This is a genomic window from Burkholderia anthina (genome assembly GCF_902498995.1).
GTDB classification, from domain to species: Bacteria; Pseudomonadota; Gammaproteobacteria; order Burkholderiales; family Burkholderiaceae; genus Burkholderia; species Burkholderia anthina.
The window spans coordinates 416,044-431,956 of the sequence record NZ_CABVLY010000003.1 but is presented as its reverse complement, the minus strand read 5'-3'; the positions used below and the strand labels follow the sequence as shown (position 1 = coordinate 431,956).

Annotated in this window: 15 protein-coding genes; 9 read left to right on the top strand and 6 right to left on the bottom strand. The window is 67.9% G+C overall.

Annotation, left to right across the window (positions count from 1 at the left end; genetic code table 11):
* Nucleotides 1-1,151: electron transfer flavoprotein-ubiquinone oxidoreductase (locus BME24068_RS07120; protein WP_174925582.1), on the top strand; the 1,151-nt coding region annotated here is incomplete at its 5' end.
* A gap of 138 nt (nucleotides 1,152-1,289) precedes the next feature.
* On the opposite strand, the gene aroC is transcribed toward BME24068_RS07120, so the two are convergent.
* The 3 genes from aroC to BME24068_RS07105 form a co-directional block, all read right to left on the bottom strand.
* Nucleotides 1,290-2,390 (bottom strand): chorismate synthase, encoded by a 1,101-nt coding sequence (gene aroC, locus BME24068_RS07115; RefSeq protein WP_174925581.1) that lies wholly within the window; start codon nucleotides 2,388-2,390, stop codon nucleotides 1,290-1,292.
* A 273-nt stretch (nucleotides 2,391-2,663) separates the two neighbouring features.
* Entirely contained in the window at nucleotides 2,664-4,598 is a 1,935-nt protein-coding gene (locus tag BME24068_RS07110; RefSeq protein ID WP_096506856.1) for an MFS transporter, read from the bottom strand.
* Nucleotides 4,599-4,737: 139 nt separating this feature from the next.
* Nucleotides 4,738-5,199, bottom strand: coding sequence for a CBS domain-containing protein (locus tag BME24068_RS07105; RefSeq protein ID WP_096506857.1), 462 nt, complete (start codon nucleotides 5,197-5,199; stop codon nucleotides 4,738-4,740).
* Between the two features lie 156 nt (nucleotides 5,200-5,355).
* Here BME24068_RS07105 and BME24068_RS07100 point away from each other — a divergent pair, with 156 nt between their 5' ends.
* On the top strand, nucleotides 5,356-5,673 hold the full coding sequence (locus BME24068_RS07100; RefSeq protein ID WP_096506858.1) for an Mpo1-like protein: 318 nt from the start codon (nucleotides 5,356-5,358) through the stop codon (nucleotides 5,671-5,673).
* Nucleotides 5,674-5,691: 18 nt separating this feature from the next.
* Here the strand turns inward: BME24068_RS07100 and BME24068_RS07095 are convergent, their stop codons facing one another.
* Nucleotides 5,692-7,032 carry a YihY family inner membrane protein gene (locus tag BME24068_RS07095; protein WP_174925580.1) on the bottom strand — a complete coding sequence of 447 codons (1,341 nt, stop codon included), beginning with the start codon at nucleotides 7,030-7,032 and terminating at the stop codon, nucleotides 5,692-5,694.
* Nucleotides 7,033-7,176: 144 nt separating this feature from the next.
* Here BME24068_RS07095 and wrbA point away from each other — a divergent pair, with 144 nt between their 5' ends.
* The 4 genes from wrbA to BME24068_RS07075 are packed head-to-tail and all read left to right on the top strand — an operon-like array spanning nucleotide 7,177 to nucleotide 10,481.
* On the top strand, nucleotides 7,177-7,797 hold the full coding sequence (gene wrbA, locus BME24068_RS07090; RefSeq protein ID WP_174925579.1) for an NAD(P)H:quinone oxidoreductase: 621 nt from the start codon (nucleotides 7,177-7,179) through the stop codon (nucleotides 7,795-7,797).
* The gene (locus BME24068_RS07085; protein WP_096506861.1) at nucleotides 7,794-8,186 is read left to right on the top strand and encodes a DUF2069 domain-containing protein; all 393 of its coding nucleotides are present in this window, start codon (nucleotides 7,794-7,796) and stop codon (nucleotides 8,184-8,186) included. The genes wrbA and BME24068_RS07085 overlap by 4 nt, the downstream gene beginning before the upstream one ends.
* A gap of 20 nt (nucleotides 8,187-8,206) precedes the next feature.
* Nucleotides 8,207-9,628 (top strand): FAD-binding oxidoreductase, encoded by a 1,422-nt coding sequence (locus BME24068_RS07080; RefSeq protein ID WP_174925578.1) that lies wholly within the window; start codon nucleotides 8,207-8,209, stop codon nucleotides 9,626-9,628.
* A 25-nt stretch (nucleotides 9,629-9,653) separates the two neighbouring features.
* Nucleotides 9,654-10,481 carry a metallophosphoesterase gene (locus BME24068_RS07075; protein ID WP_174925577.1) on the top strand — a complete coding sequence of 276 codons (828 nt, stop codon included), beginning with the start codon at nucleotides 9,654-9,656 and terminating at the stop codon, nucleotides 10,479-10,481.
* Between the two features lie 52 nt (nucleotides 10,482-10,533).
* On the opposite strand, the gene BME24068_RS07070 is transcribed toward BME24068_RS07075, so the two are convergent.
* Both BME24068_RS07070 and BME24068_RS07065 read right to left on the bottom strand, forming a co-directional pair.
* Nucleotides 10,534-10,692, bottom strand: a complete 159-nt coding sequence (locus BME24068_RS07070) for a hypothetical protein (protein WP_174925576.1) — start codon at nucleotides 10,690-10,692, stop codon at nucleotides 10,534-10,536.
* A 121-nt stretch (nucleotides 10,693-10,813) separates the two neighbouring features.
* The gene (locus BME24068_RS07065) at nucleotides 10,814-11,755 is read right to left on the bottom strand and encodes a LysR family transcriptional regulator (RefSeq protein WP_174925575.1); all 942 of its coding nucleotides are present in this window, start codon (nucleotides 11,753-11,755) and stop codon (nucleotides 10,814-10,816) included.
* A gap of 157 nt (nucleotides 11,756-11,912) precedes the next feature.
* Here BME24068_RS07065 and BME24068_RS07060 point away from each other — a divergent pair, with 157 nt between their 5' ends.
* From BME24068_RS07060 to BME24068_RS07050, 3 genes are read left to right on the top strand one after another with little or no spacing between them, the layout of a single operon-like run.
* Nucleotides 11,913-13,496: an efflux transporter outer membrane subunit gene (locus BME24068_RS07060; protein ID WP_096506864.1), complete on the top strand. Its 1,584-nt coding sequence runs from the start codon at nucleotides 11,913-11,915 to the stop codon at nucleotides 13,494-13,496.
* Nucleotides 13,497-13,511: 15 nt separating this feature from the next.
* A complete protein-coding gene (locus BME24068_RS07055; RefSeq protein ID WP_096506865.1) occupies nucleotides 13,512-15,710 on the top strand; it encodes an FUSC family protein in 2,199 nt (732 codons plus the stop codon).
* Nucleotides 15,707-15,910: a DUF1656 domain-containing protein gene (locus BME24068_RS07050; protein WP_011351756.1), complete on the top strand. Its 204-nt coding sequence runs from the start codon at nucleotides 15,707-15,709 to the stop codon at nucleotides 15,908-15,910. Before BME24068_RS07055 ends, BME24068_RS07050 begins: the two co-directional genes overlap by 4 nt.
* The last annotated feature ends 3 nt before the right edge of the window (nucleotides 15,911-15,913 follow it).

Below are 15,913 nucleotides of genomic sequence, written 5' to 3'. Positions count from 1 at the left end.
GCGAGCCGACCGAGAACTTCCAGCTCGGCATGGAGCTGCACGCGAAGTACACGCTGTTCGCCGAAGGCTGCCGCGGCAACCTCGGCCGTCAGTTGATCTCGAAGTACAAGCTCGACGCGAACGCCGATCCGCAGGCATACGGGATCGGCATCAAGGAACTGTGGGAAATCGATCCGGCGAAGCACAAGCCGGGCCTCGTGATCCACACGGCCGGCTGGCCGCTGAAGTCCGACACGTACGGCGGCTCGTTCCTGTATCACATGGACAACAATCAGGTCGTGGTCGGCTTCGTGGTGGGCCTGGGCTACACGAACCCGTACCTGTCGCCGTTCGAGGAATTCCAGCGCTACAAGACGCATCCGTCGATCCGCGCGTTTCTCGAAGGCGGCAAGCGCGTGTCGTACGGCGCGCGGGCGATCACGGCCGGCGGGCTGCTGTCGCTGCCGAAGACGGTGTTCCCGGGCGGCGCGCTGATCGGCGACGACGCGGGCTTCCTGAACGCGTCGCGGATCAAGGGCAGCCACGCGGCGATCAAGACCGGCATGCTGGCGGCGGACGCCGCGTTCGACGCGCTGCAGGCCGGCCGCCAGTCGGACGAGCTGAACGCGTACCCGGATGCCTTCAAGCAATCGTGGCTGCATACGGAGCTGTACCGCGCGCGCAACTTCAAGCAGTGGATGGCCAAGGGGCTGTACCTCGGCACGCTGATGGTGGGGCTCGAGCAGAAGGTGATGGGCGGCAACGTACCGTGGACGCTGCATCACCAGCACGCGGACCACGAGATGCTGAAGCCGGCGTCGCAATGCACGCCGATCGCGTATCCGAAGCCGGACGGCAAGCTGACGTTCGACCGGTTGTCGTCGGTGTTCATCTCGAACACGAACCACGAGGAGAACCAGCCGGCGCACCTGACGCTGAAGGATGCGAGCGTGCCGGTGAACGTGAACCTGCGCACGTACGCGGGGCCGGAGGGGCGCTTCTGCCCGGCGGCGGTGTACGAGTTCGTGAAGAACGACGACGGCAGCGACCGGCTGGTGATCAACGCGCAGAACTGCGTGCACTGCAAGACCTGCGACATCAAGGACCCGACGCAGAACATCGTGTGGGTCACGCCGGAAGGCGGTGGCGGGCCGAATTACCCGAACATGTGACCTGCCGGAAAAACGCCGCTTCGCGCGGCGTTTCTCTGCGTTTGCAAAAAAGATACGGGGCACCGCTTCAGGCGGCGCCCCGTTTTGCATGCTTCGCGCGATGGACGGCGGACGCTTGGCGCGCCCCGCCTGCTCGCGTCAGGTCGCGCTGCCCGCGATCTTCGGCGTCGGCGTCTCGACGTCGCCGCACTGCGCACGATGACGCAGCGCATGGTCGATCAGCACCAGCGCGAGCATCGATTCGGCGATCGGCGTGGCGCGAATGCCCACGCACGGATCGTGGCGGCCGAAGGTTTCCACCATCGCCTCGTCGCCGGATTTCGTGATCGAGCGGCGCGGCGTACGGATGCTCGACGTCGGCTTGATCGCGATCGACACGGTGATGTCCTGCCCGGTCGAAATCCCGCCGAGCACGCCGCCCGCGTGGTTGCCGACGAAGCCGCCCGGCGTCAGTTCGTCGCCGTGCATCGAGCCGCGTTGCGCGACGCTGTCGAAGCCCGCGCCGATCTCGACGCCCTTCACCGCGTTGATGCTCATCATCGCCTTCGCGATGTCCGCGTCGAGCCGGTCGAACACCGGCTCGCCCCAGCCGACCGGCACGCCTGATGCGACGACGTCGATGCGTGCGCCGATCGAATCGCCGTCCTTGCGCAGCGCGTCCATGTACGCCTCGAGTTCCGGGACGATCGCCGCGTTCGGCGAGAAGAACGGGTTCTCGTGCACGTGCGACCAGTCGACGAACGGCACGTCGACATCGCCGAGGCCGCTCATGTAGCCGCGCACCTCGACGCCGAAGCGCTCGCGCAGCCATTTCTTCGCGACCGCACCCGCGCCGACGATCGGCGCGGTCAGGCGCGCGGACGAGCGGCCGCCGCCGCGGTAGTCGCGGATGCCGTACTTCTGCCAGTACGTGTAGTCGGCGTGGCCGGGACGGAACGTCTCGACGATGTTGCCGTAATCCTTGCTGCGCTGGTCGGTGTTGCGAATCAGCAGCGCGATCGGCGTGCCGGTCGTCACGCCTTCGAACACGCCGGACAGGATCTCGACCTCGTCGGCCTCCTGGCGCTGCGTCACGTGCCGCGACGTGCCGGGCTTGCGGCGGTCGAGCTCGAGCTGGATGTCGGCTTCGGTCAGCCCCATTCCCGGCGGGCAGCCGTCGATCACGCAGCCGATCGCGGGACCGTGCGATTCGCCGAAGGTCGTGACAGTGAAAAGCGTGCCGAGGGTATTGCCGGACATGATGGAACCGCCCAAAGAGAAATGGACAAACCGATGCGCTGCCCGGGCGGCTGGCAGTCGATCGTTTGCCGGTCGAAAAAAGAGGTAAGCCGCTATTATGCCAGCCGTCCCGGCCCGGCGGGCCGCGTGAACCGTTCAGACCACCGGCGGCGCCGATGCGGGCGCGCCATGGGCCGCCGGCGGGCGGCGTCGATGCGCCGGCGCCGCGCTGCTCGCGGCCGTCGTGGCCGCCATCCGCACCGGGAACGACGACGCCGCGCCCGGCCGCCCCGCTTACTTGCGCGCGCCGCGCAGTTCGGTCACCGCGGCCTGCAGCACCTCGGGTGTCGCGACCGATGCGGGAATCGGCTCGCCGACCGCGAGCGTCAGCCGGCTCATCACGCCGCGCTTGACGGGCCGCGGCACGCGCGCGTCGGCATGACGGGAGAAATAGCTGCCCCAGAGCCCGCGCAGCGCCATCGGGATGACGGGCGCCGGCGTGCGGGTCAGGATCTCGGTAATGCCGTGATGGAAGGTATTGATGTCGCCCGTCTTGGTCAGCTTGCCCTCGGGGAAGATGCACACGAGTTCGCCGTCCTTCAGCGCGGCCTCGCACGCGTCGTACGCGCGCGCGAGCATCTCGGGATCCTCGTGGCGCGGCGCGATCGGAATCGCCTTCGCATGGCGGAACACCCAGCTCGCAAAGCGCGTCTTGAAGATCCGGTGATCCATCACGAAGCGGATCGGCCGCGGGCTCGCGGCGGCCAGCACGAGCGCATCGACGTAGCTCACGTGATTGCACACGAGCACGGCCGCGCCCTCTTCCGGGATCCGCTCCCCATGCACGAGGCGAATCCGGTAGAACGTGTGCACGAGCACCCACGCGACGAAGCGCAGCAGGAATTCGGGGACGAGCAGATAGATATACGTCGCGACGACGACGTTGAGCAACGCGGTGACGAGAAACAGGCCCGGGATGTCGACGCCGGCCTTGGTCAGCCCCATCGCCATCAACGCGGACAGGATCATGAACAGCGCGTTCAGGATGTTGTTCGCGGCGATGATCCGCGCACGGTGGGTCGGCGCGCTGCGGCTCTGGATCAGCGCATACAGCGGCACGCTGTAGAAGCCGCCGAACATCGCGAGCAGGAACAGGTCGGCCAGGATGCGCCAGTGGCGCGCACCGGCCAGGAATTCGCCGACCGACAGCAGATGGCCCGGCGACGGCAGCGCGTGGCTCGCGAAATACAGCTCGATCGCGAACACGCTGATGCCGATCGAGCCGAGCGGCACGAGGCCGATCTCGACGCGCCGCTGCGACAGCCGCTCGCACAGCAGCGAGCCGAGGCCGATCCCGACCGAGAACGTCGCGAGCAGGATCGTGACGACGTCGGGGCTCGCGGACAGCACGTCCTTCGCGAAATTGAAGAACGACGTGAGGAACGTCGCGCCGACGAACCACAGCCACGAAATGCCGAGCAGGCTCAGGAACACGGTGCGGTTCTGCCGCGCGAGGCCGAGATTGCGCCAGGTCTCGCTGAACGGGTTCCAGTTGATCGCGAGATCGGGCTGCGGCGCGGGCGTCGTCGGCACGCGCTGCGCGACGAGCCGCCCCGCGAGCGCGATCACGACGACGCTGACCGCCAGCACGCGCTCGCCGCTGCCCTCGATGCCCGCGGCCGCGCCGCCGATGATCGTACCGATCAGGATCGCGATGAACGTGCCCATCTCGACGAGGCCGTTGCCGCCGACCAGTTCATGGTCGCCGAGATGCTGCGGCAGATACGAGTACTTGACGGGGCCGAACAGCGTCGAGTGCATCCCCATCATGAACGTGCACAGATACAGCAAGGTTGCGCTGTGCGTGACGAAGCCCGCTGCGCCGACCAGCATCAGCGCGATCTCGAACGTCTTCACGAAGCGCGTGAGCATCGCCTTGTCGTATTTGTCGGCGATCTGCCCGGACGTGGCCGAGAACAGCACGAACGGCAGGATGAAGATCGCGGAAATCAGGAACGCGGCCGTCTTCGCGTCGACGCCGGAGAACCGCGCGGTGTGATACGTGACGAGCGACGTGAAGCCGATCTTGAATACGTTGTCGTTCAGCGCACCGAGGAACTGGGTCGTGAAGAACGGCGCGAAACGACGCTGGCGCAGCAGGTCGAACTGGGACGCGTGCTCGCGGCGTTCGCCGCGCGAGCCGGAGGAGACTTGCGTGTGATCGCTCATTCGGAATACGCGCGCATCGTCTGGGCGAGGCTGCGCGGGCCTTGTGTTGTTGTTGAAAAAACGGCGGCGCAGGCTGAACCTGCACCGCCGTGCGCCGGATGGCAGCGCCCGCGCATCATGGCAACGGGCGCGACGAATTTCACGGCTTGTGCGTTTCGGTTTCCGATTCGGATTCCGGCCAGTCGCGGATGTACGCCTTCAGCATCCGGTTCTCGAAGCTTTGTGCTTCGACGACCGTCTTCGCGACGTCGTAGAACGAAATGACGCCCATCAGCACCTTCTTGTCGAGCACCGGCATATAGCGCGCGTGGCGCTCGAGCATCATCCGGCGTACTTCGTTGACGTCGGTTTCCGGCGTGCAGGTGAGCGGCTCGTCCATCACCTTGCGCACCTGGACGTCGCCGATCGCGCCGCCGTTCACGTGCAGGCGCAGGATGATCTCGCGGAACGTCAGCATCCCGACGAGATCGCCGTACTCCATCACGACGAGCGAACCGATGTCGTGCTCGGCCATCGTGTCGACCGCTTCGCGCAGCGGCTTATCGGGCGTCACCGTAAACAGCGTGTTGCCCTTCACTTTCAGAATATCGCTGACGCGCATCGTAGTCCCCTCATGCTTGAATGCAAATCCGCTTTCGATCCTATCGGAAAGCCTGTCAAAAGGAAAGCGCAGGCCGGCGCGCCGCGACCGCCTCGCTTGCGGATGCGGGCCGCCCGCCGCACAATGAGCCATGGACGGCGGCCCGAGGAGACGGCCATGGCGCACACGCATTCGGAGCATTTCGCCAGCTTCGCTGATTTCTACCCCTACTACCTGAACGAACACCAGAACCTGACGTCGCGGCGGCTGCACTTCATCGGTTCGCTCGGCGTGATCGGCTGCGTCGCGATGGCGATCGCGACAGGCTACTGGCCGTGGCTGCCGGCGGCCGTCGTGTGCGGCTACGGCTTCGCGTGGGTCGGGCACTTCTTCTTCGAGAAGAACCGCCCCGCCACGTTCCGGCATCCGGTCTACAGCCTGATGGGCGACTGGGTGATGTTCAAGGACATCTGCACCGGCAAGATTCCGCTGTAACGCCCGCCCGGCACCGCGTCACGCCGTTTTCGGCGGCCGCGCGCGGGTGTCGGGCGCGTCGGGCGCCCCGTCGGCCGCCGGCCCCGGCGCGGACGCCTCCGGCAGCACCCCTGCCAGCCGGTGCGCGGCGATCAGCGACGCGAGCGACACGTCGAACCGGTCGTTCGACAGCACCTCGAGCAGCGCCGCGCCGTCGACGTGGCTGCGGCGCCGCTGCAGCTGGTAGGTCAGCTCGGTACGGTCGATCACCAGCACGTCGAACAGCTGCGCCAGGGTCAGGTGCTCCGGGTTCGCCAGCAGGATGTAGCGCGGCGCGAGCTCGCCGCCGTCCAGCCGCGCGATCCATTCCCGCTCCTCCATCGTCAGCAACAGCCGCTGCGCGGTTTCCATGTCGCAGCGCAACATGGTCGCGAGCCGTATCGCCGTATAGCCGGCCTTGCCGACCGCGCGCGCCTCGGCCAGCCGCGCGAGCAATTCGAGCGCGTCGAGCAGGTCGCTGCCCGGATAGTGGATGCGATGGAACTGGCCGACCCGGATCGCGGGCAGCGCGGATGCGACCATCGCGCCGAGCAGCGCGATGAACCAGCTCAGGTACACCCACAGCAGAAACACCGGCAGCGCCGCGAACGCGCCGTAGACGGCCGTGTAGGTCGGAATGCGCCGCACGTAATAGCCGAAACCGCGCTTCGCGAGCTCGAACGCGATGGCCGCGAACAGCCCGCCGATCACCGCGTCGCGCCATGCGACCGTGCAGTTCGGCAGGTACACGTAGAGCAGCGTGAACGCGAGCACGGTCAGCGGCAGCGATGCGAGCGTGAGCAGCCACTCGACGAGCGTCGTCGACGACGCGGCGCCGGTGAACGCCAGCGACTGCGTAAACAGGTACGACGAGATCGACAGGCTCACGCCGAACAGCAGCGGGCCGAGCGTGATCAGCGCCCAGTACGCGAGCACGCGCTGCGCGAACGGCCGCGGCTTGCGCACGCGCCAGATCAGGTTGAACGCGGATTCGATCGTCATCATCGTCATCACCGACGTGACGACGAGCACGATCAGGCCGGCCGTCGTCAGCCCCTTGGCCTTCGACGCGAACTGGTTCAGGTACTTGAAGATCTGGACGTTGAACTGCGCGGGCATCAGGTGATCCGCGAGGAACCCCTGCAGCGAGATCTGGAACGACGCGAACATCGGGAATGCGGTGAACAACGCAAACGCGACCGTCACGAGCGGCACGAGGGCCAGCATCGTCGTGAACGTGAGGCTGCCCGCCACTTGCGGGATGCGATCCTCGGCGCTGCGCCGGGCCGCGAACTGCGCGAGGCGCTTGATGGTGTCGAGATCGACGCTCAACTTCGGCAAACGGCTTCTCCTTCTTGATGCAGCGCGCCCGACGGCGCGCCGCCGCCGCGCTGCGCGACGGCTTCAGCCCCTATAATAGCCGCTCGATCCAGCAGGGGCCGACTGCACCGGGCATGCGCGCGGCCGCACGCGGCCCCGTCGCCCATGAAAGACATCCTCGTCCTCTATTACAGCCGTCACGGCGCCACGCGCGACCTCGCGCTCGCGATCGCGAACGGCATCGACAGCGTGCCGGGCATGCAGGCGCGCATCCGCACCGTGCCGCCCGTGTCGGCGGTCTGCGAAGCCACCGCCTCCGACATCCCGGCCGACGGCCCGCCGTATGCGGAGCTGCGCGATCTCGAAGAATGCGCGGGCCTCGCGCTCGGCTCGCCGACCCGCTTCGGCAACATGGCCGCGTCGCTCAAGTATTTCCTCGACGGCACGACGCCGCAATGGCTGTCGGGCGCGCTGACCGGCAAGCCGGCCTGCGTGTTCACGTCGACCGGCAGCCTGCACGGCGGCCAGGAATCGACGCTGCTGTCGATGATGCTGCCGCTGCTGCATCACGGGATGATGATCGTCGGCATCCCGTACACGGAATCGGCGCTCAGCACGACACGCACCGGCGGCACGCCTTACGGCGCGTCGCACGTGTCGCAGCACGATCGCAGCGCGCCCGAAGGGCTGTCCGCGGACGAGAAAGCACTCGCGGCCGCGCTCGGCGTGCGGCTCGCACGTGCGGCGGCGGCCCTCGCCGCCGCCCAGGCCGCCGAAGCCGCATGAACGCGCCCGCCCGCCCCGCTGTCGCCGCCCGGCCGCGCTACGCGCTGGCCGCCGCCGCGTGCCTGGCCGCACTGATCGCGCTGTCGCTCGCGTGGGAGCTGTGGCTCGCGCCGCTGCGCCCGGGCGGCTCGGCGCTGATGCTCAAGGCCGTGCCGCTCGCGCTCGCGCTGCCCGGCGTCTGGCGGCGTAACATCTATACGATGCAGTGGGCGAGCATGCTGATCCTCGTCTATTTCGCCGAAGGCATCGTGCGCGGCATGTCCGACCGCGGGCTGTCCGCGACGCTCGGCTGGTGCGAGACCGCGCTCGCCGTCGGCTTCTTCGTGGCGGCGCTTGCCTACGTCGCACCGTTCAAGCGCGCGGCGAAGCAGCAGCGCGCGGCGTCCTGACCCTTACGCGACCGACCGTGATGAATTCTCCCGAAGCTTTCGTTTCCGCCTGCCGCGACGCGATCGGCGCCGCATACGTGCTGACCGATCCGCACGACACCGAACCGTTCCTGACCGACTGGCGCCGCCGCTACAAGGGCACGGCATGCGCGGTGCTGAAGCCGGCCGATACGGCCGAAGTCGCCGCGCTCGTGACGCTCGCGAACACGCATGGCGTCGCGCTCGTGCCGCAGGGCGGCAACACGGGCCTCGCCGGCGGCGCGACGCCCGACGCGAGCGGCAGCCAGGCCGTGCTGAACCTGTCGCGGCTGAACCGCGTGCGCGCGCTCGATCCGCACAACAACACGATCACCGTCGAGGCCGGCGTGATCCTCGCCGACGTACAGGCGCGCGCCCGAGAAGGCGGCCGGCTGTTCGCACTGAGCCTCGCGGCCGAAGGCAGTTGCACGATCGGCGGCAACCTGTCGACCAACGCGGGCGGCACGGCGGTGCTGCGCTACGGCAATGCGCGCGAGCTGTGCCTCGGGCTCGAGGTCGTGACGCCGCAGGGCGAAATCTGGGACGGGCTGCGCGGCCTGCGCAAGGACAACACGGGCTACGACCTGCGCGACCTGTTCATCGGCGCGGAAGGCACGCTCGGGATCATCACGGCCGCCGTGATGAAGCTGCATCCGCTACCGGCCGCGCAGGTCACGGCGCTGGCCGCGCTCGAGTCGCCGCACGCGGCGCTCGATTTCCTCTCGCTCGCGCAGCGCGCGGCCGGGCCGCTGCTGACGGGCTTCGAGCTGATGTCGGATTTCTGCATGCAGCTCGTCGGCAAGCACTATCCGCAACTGCGCTACCCGTTCGAGCGCACGCATGCGCAGACGGTGCTGCTCGAACTGTCGGACAACGAAAGCGAAACGCATGCGCGCGCACTGTTCGAAAAGCTGATGGAAGAAGCATTCGAGGCGGGGCTCGTGGTCGACGCGGTAGTCGCGGAAAACCTCGCGCAGTCGCGCGCGTTCTGGGATTTGCGCGAGCACATCCCGCTCGCGCAGGCCGACGAAGGACTCAACATCAAGCACGACATCGCGGTGCCGATCTCGTCGATCGCCCGCTTCATCGACGAAACCGACGCGGCGATCCAGCAGGCCGCGCCGGGCGCGCGGATGGTCACGTTCGGCCACCTCGGCGACGGCAACCTGCACTACAACGTGCAGACGCCCGAAGGCGGCGACCCGAAGGCGTTCCTCGCCGAATTCCAGGCGCCGATCAACCGCGTCGTCTACGACAACGTGCACCGTCACCACGGCACGATCAGCGCGGAGCACGGGATCGGCCAGTTGAAGATCGACGATGCGCAGCGCTACAAGTCGCCGGTCGAAACGACGCTCATGCGTACGCTGAAGACCGCGCTCGATCCGCGCGGCCTGATGAATCCCGGCAAGGTCCTGCGCTGAAGCCCCTCACCCCGGAGCGATGCCCGTGAAAATCCGCGTCCTGTCCGACCTGCATCTCGAAAGCAACCAGCCCGATACGATCGCGCATGCCGACGCGGATCTCGTCGTGCTGGCCGGCGACATCCACAATCACGCGGAAGGCCTGCGCTGGGCCGCCGAGACGTTCGATCCCGGCGTGCCGGTGGTGTACGTGCCGGGCAACCACGAGTACTACGACGGGGAATTCGGCGCGCTCGAAACGGCGATGCGCGACGCCGCGCACACGATCGACCACGTGCATTATCTGAACAACGGCGTGTACGTCGATCCGCAGGAGCGCTTTCGCGTGCTCGGCACGACGCTGTGGACCGATTTCTCGCTGTTCGGCGCCGACGCCGCGAGCATCGCGCGCTCGATCGAGGCCGGCGAGCGCGTGATGCTCGATTTCAAGGGATTGATCCAGGTGACCTGGCCGCACAATGCGGCGCTGCATGCGGGAGGCGAACCCGAGCGGGATTTCACGCCGGCCGACGCGATCGCACTGCACCGGCAAAGCCGAGCGTGGCTGGAAGCGCGGCTCGCGACGCCGTTCGCGGGCAAGACGATCGTCGTCACCCATCACGCGCCGCATCTGCGCTCGCTGGCGGAGCGCTATGCGGAAGACCTCGCGTCGGCGGGATTCGTCACGGACATGGCGGAACTCGTGCGGCCGCCCGTGGACCTGTGGATCCACGGCCACACGCATACTTCATTCGATTACGTGACCGACAGCGGCACGCACGTGGTATGCAACCCGCGCGGCTATGTCCACCGGCGCACCGGCGAACTGGAAAATCCCGCGTTCGCGTGGGACAGAGTAGTCGAGCTCGGCTGAGGGCCGGCCCGCGCGGCCGCGCGATGCGGCCCCTCTCTCCACCCGAACCGGATCAGCGATCGGCGCGGCGCGATGCGTCCGACGACGCGCGCACCCGCACCGGCACCGGCTTCATCCGTGCCTTCATCGCGCGCAGCAGATCGCGCGTCGCCGCGGCGGCGGCAGCCGCACCAAGCAGAACTCCAAGGCCGATCATCAGTTGCGTATCCATTAACGACTCCGGGGGCAGGACATATCTCGATAATTGAAACAGTACCAAACTGTCAGCGGCCCGTTGGTAAAAAAATGTTGCGCGAACGACAAATCCCGTCAGATTGCGCGCGAGCGCGCTGTCATGTCGCAGCCGTGAACTGCGCGAGCGCGGCTTCGTCGGCTTCCAGCGTCGCCGGCAGTTCGTCGCGCAGGAAATCGACCCAGGTGCGAATTTTCGCGTCGAGGTACTGGCGCGACGGATACAGCGCGTAGATATTCATCACGTGCGACCGGTATTCCGGCATCACGCGCACGATCTGCCCGCTGCGCAGCCCGCCGATCGCCGAATAGAGCGGCAGCCCGCCGATCCCCATCCCTTCGCGCACGGCCACCGCGAGCGCCTCGGCGACGTTGACGCGGAACGGCGGCGCCGTGATCGGAATCACCTCGTCGCCGCGCGGCCCGGACAGCGACCACTCGTCGAAGTGAAAGCCCGGCGCGACCATCCCGAGACACACGTGCTGTTCGAGATCGGCCGGCGTGTGCGGCGCGCCGTGGGCGTCGACGTAGCCGGGCGACGCGCACACGACGCTGTAGCTCTCGCCGAGCCGCTGCGACACGAGCCCCGAATCGGGCAGGTCGCGGCCGACGACGATCGCGACGTCGTAGCCCTCGTCGAGGAGATCCGGCATCCGCTGCGCGAGCGTCAGTTCGACGTGCACCTCGGGGTAGCGCTGCCGGTAGCGCGCGATGGCCGGCACCAGATAGTGCTGCCCCAGGCTCGTGAAGCAGTGGACCTTCAGCTTGCCCGACGGACGCGCGTGCGCGTCGCCCGCTTCGGCTTCGGCCTGGTCGACGTACGCGAGGATCTGCTCGCAGCGCTGCAGATAGCGCTCGCCCGCTTCGGTCAGTGCGATCCGGCGTGTCGTCCGGTTGAGCAGACGCGTGCGCAGGTGCGCTTCGAGGTCCGACACGGCGCGCGATGCGTAGGCGGTGGTCGAATTCATCTGCTGGGCCGCCGCGGTGAAGCTTCCCGCGTCGACCACGCGGACGAATACCCGCATGTTTTGTAACGTATCCATCCCATTACCCGTTTGAATCCGGAGGGATTGTTGCACACAGGCCAACCAATATTATCTCAGGATTCGTAAAAATGACTTGCACCGTTGTCCATTTATTCAGGAATCACTGAAAAATATAATCGCATCCGACTCATCTATATCCGAAAGGGAGAAAATCGTGCAGTTTCCGGCAACAAAAGGGACGCTGGCACTGGCGGTTCTTGCAGTCTCATTAATAATGGCCGGATGCGCGAGCATGGGCGACAACAAACCGCAGTCCACGCGTGTCGAAGCGAACGCGCTCGACGCCGGCGCTGCGATCCGTGCAGCCAACCGCGATGCCGGCTGGCCCGCGTCGGACTGGTGGCGCGCGTACAACGATCAGCAGCTCGACACGTGGATCGCCGCCGCGCAGGCCGGCAACCCGACGCTCGCGGCCGCCGAGGCCCGCGTGCGCGAGGCGCAGGCGATGGCACGCGTGGCACGTTCGGCCGAACTGCCGCAAATCAACGGCAACCTGTCGCTGATGCGCCAGCACTGGCCCGACAACGTCTACTACGGCCCCGGCCCGCTCGCCGACACCGATACCTGGAACAACACCGGCTCGCTCGGCCTGTCGTACCACCTCGACCTGTGGGGCAAGGACAAGAACGCGACCGAGCGCGCGCTCGACACCGCGCACGCGAGCGCCGCCGACGCACGGGCCGCGAAGCTCGAACTCGAGGTCAACGTCGTGCGCGCGTATGTCGGCATGTCGATGAACTACGCGCTGCTCGACCTCGCCCACGAAACGTACGAACGCCAGCACGCGCTGGCCGATCTCGCGCGCAAGCGCCTGCAGGCTGGACTCGGCACGCAGCTCGAAGTCAGCCAGGCGGAATCGACGCTGCCCGACTACGAACGCCAGATCGACAGCTATGAAGAAGCGATCCAGCTCGCCCGCCACCAGCTCGCCGCGCTCGCGGGCAAGGGCCCGGGCGCCGGCGACACGATCAAGCGGCCGAGCCTGTCGCTCGACGCGCCGGCCGGCCTGCCGTCCGCGATGCCGGCCGACCTGCTCGGCCGCCGCCCCGACGTGGTCGCGGCCCGCTGGACGGTCGACGCGCAGGCACGCGGCATCGACGTCGCGAAAGCCGCGTTCTACCCGAACATCGACCTGCTCGCGACGGTTGGCGGCTTCGGCGTGACCGCGCCGTTCACCGACTTCCTGCGCGCGATGAACGGCGGCTGGACGGCCGGCCCGGCGCTGTCGCTGCCCATCTTCGACGGCGGTCGCCTGCGTGCGCAACTCGGCGCGGCCGACGCCGGCTACGACCAGGCGGTCGAGCGCTACAACCAGACGGTCGTCGGCGCGCTCAAGGACATCGCCGACCAGGTCGTGCGGATCCGTTCGCTCGATACGCAGAAGAAAGACGCCGCGCGCTCGGTCGCCGCCAACGATCGCAGCTACCAGCTGTCGCGCGAAGGCTTCCGCCGTGGCCTGACCGATTACGTGAACGTGCTGATCGCGCAACAGCAACTGCTGCGCGCGCAGGAGACGGCCGCCCGCATCGATGCGGAACGCCTCGCCGCGCACGCGCAGCTGATGGCCGCGCTCGGCGGCGGTGTCGAAACGGACACCGACGTGCGAGGCGGCCGTCCGCCGCACGACGCATCCGCCGCGGCGCCGGCCGCCGCGTCGGGGGCCAAGCCCGTCGCGGCCGTCGCCCGGCCCGCACAGGTGGCGACGGCCGGTGCGTCCGACACGCCGGCCGCACGGTAACCCGGAGCGACCGCCATGTCAGCCTCCTCCCCCGCTTCCACGCACGCCGGCGGCCTCGCGGCCTGGTACGCCGCGTTCGACGACTGGGCCCGCACCGACGGCGCCGCGTGGCTCTATCTGTTCAAGGCGCTGCTCGCCGCGTTCATCTCGATCGGCGTGTCGATGCGGCTCGACCTGCCGGCGCCGAAGACGGCGATGACCACGGTATTCATCGTGATGCAGCCGCAAAGCGGCGCCGTGCTCGCGAAAAGCTTCTACCGGGTCGCCGGCACGATCTTCGGGCTCATCGCGACCCTGACGTTCGTCGGCCTGTTTCCGCAACAGCCGCAGCTGTTCCTGCTCGCGGTCGCGCTGTGGGTCGCACTCTGCACGGCCGGCGCCGCGCGCAACCGCAATTTCCGCAGCTACGGCTTCCTGCTCGCGGGCTACACGACCGCGCTGATCGGCCTGCCGGCATCGCAGCATCCGGACGGCGCCTTCATGAGCGCGATGACGCGGGTCGCCGAAATCATGGTCGGGATCGTGTCGGCGGGCGTGGTCAGCGCGCTGGTGTTTCCGCAGTACACCGGCGAGCAGATGCGCACGACGGTGCGCAAGCGCTTCGTCAGCTTCGTCGACTACGTCGCGGCGGCACTGTCGGGCAAGCTCGACCGCGCGCACATCGAATCCATCCACACGCGCTTCGTCGCGGACGTGGTCGGCTTCGAAGCGGCGCGCAGCATGGCCGTGTTCGAGGATCCGGACACGCGCATGCGCGGCGGCCGCCTCGCGCGGCTGAACAGCGAGTTCATGAGCGTATCGAGCCGCTTCCATGCGCTGCACCAGTTGATGAACCGGTTGCGCGCGGCCGGCGCCCAGGCCGCGATCGACGCGATCGAGCCGTACTTCCGCGAAATCGCGCCGCTGCTCACGCGCCACGGCGAACCCGTGCGTACGTCGGCCGACGCGGCACTCGCGGCCGAGCAACTGCTCGCCTGGCGCGACGCACTGCCGCGCCGCATCCGTGCGACGCGCGCAACGCTCGAAACGCAGCCGGATTTCCCGCTGCTCGATTTCGACACGGCGTCGGAGCTGCTGTACCGCTTCATCACCGACCTGCACGAATACGCGGCGACCTACGCGTCGCTGTCGACCGCGACGCACGAGCGCGAACGCTGGATCGAGCGCTACGAGCCGCGCACCAACGTGACGGCGATGGTGATCGCGGCGATTCGCACCGCGACCGTGATCCTCGTGCTCGGCTGGTTCTGGATCGAGACCGCGTGGCCGAGCGGCGTCACGCTGACGCTGACGGCGGCGGCCACCTGCGCGCTCGCGTCGTCGACGCCGCGCCCGACCGCGATGTCCGCGCAGATGGGCATGGGCACGGCGCTGGCCGTCTGCACGGGCTTCCTGCTGACGTTCGGCATCTACCCGCACATCGACGGCTTCCCGCTGCTGTGCGTGGCCCTGGCCCCGCTGCTCGCGATCGGCATCTTCATGACGCTGAAGCCGAAGCTCGCGGGCTACGGGATGGGCTACCTGATCTTCTTCTGTTTCCTCGCGGGCCCGGACAGCATCACGCACTACGATCCGACGAGCTTCATGAACGATGCGCTCGCGCTGGTGCTGTCGATGCTGGTGTCGGCGATCGCGTTCGCGGTGCTGTTCCCGCCGACCGCGCCGTGGCTGAAGAAGCGCCTGTTCGCCGACCTGCGTCACCAGGTGGTCGCGGCCTGCCACGTGCGGCTGGCCGGCTTGCGTACGCGCTTCGAGAGCGGCGCGCGCGACCTGATGTATCAGGCGCACACGCTGTCGGCCGACCAGCCCGACGTGCAGCGCGACGCGCTGCGCTGGATGTTCGCGGTGCTCGAAACGGGCAACGCGGCACTCGATCTGCGTCACGAACTGGCGACGCTGCCGTCCGACCCGCGCTATGCGCCGGCGACGCCGTGGCGACGCGCGATCGAGACGCTGCGCACCGCGCTGTCCGAGCTGTTCGGCAAGCCGAACGCCGAGCGCTTCGACGCGACGCTCGCCGCCGTCAATGCCGCGATCGATGCAACCCGGCAGACGCTCGACGCGTTCACGCCGGCGCGCGAGGAGCGCCACCGGCTGCAGCGCATCCTGAGCAATCTGCATTTCGTGCGCACGGCGCTGCTCGATCCGGAATCGCCGCTCGAGCCGCTCAACCGCAACCGCCCCGTGCGTCCCCAACCAGGAGCCTCGTCATGATGCCGCGTGAAATCGCCATTCTCGATGCCTACATGCCCACGGTGGTGCTGATGTTCGTCCTGGGCGCGCTCGCGACCTGGGCCGTCGACCGCCTGCTCGCCTATACGGGCCTCTATCGTCTCGTCTGGCACCCGTCGCTGTTTCGCGCGTGCCTTCTCGTCTGCATTTGCGGCGGACTGAGTCTTGCCGTTTACCGTTGATTC